At 34.3% G+C, this 230-nt stretch carries 1 tRNA gene; it reads right to left on the bottom strand.

Features of this window, described 5'->3' with window-relative positions:
• Positions 1 to 56: 56 nt before the first annotated feature.
• A tRNA-Glu gene (locus ACYQ3D_RS12695) sits at positions 57 to 132 on the bottom strand.
• Positions 133 to 230: the final 98 nt, after the last annotated feature.

Genomic DNA, 230 nt, shown 5'->3' with positions numbered 1-230 from the left:
TTTCCTCTTAATATTTTATAGTAAGAAGTAATTTCTTAACTTTATTGTAAGTTTGTTGGTACCCCCAAGGGGATTCGAACCCCTGCCGCTGAGATGAAAACCCAGTATCCTAGGCCGCTAGACGATGGGGGCCTATAGATAGTTGACAGTGTACAATTTAGAATTTACAGTTGAATTCAAATTATTAAAATCTTTAAATTATTTGCTTTTCTAACTGTTCACTGTAAATT

Source organism: Halanaerobaculum tunisiense (assembly GCF_054657635.1).
Note: the sequence above shows the minus strand (reverse complement) of the source record. Positions and strands in the feature narration are given on the sequence as shown.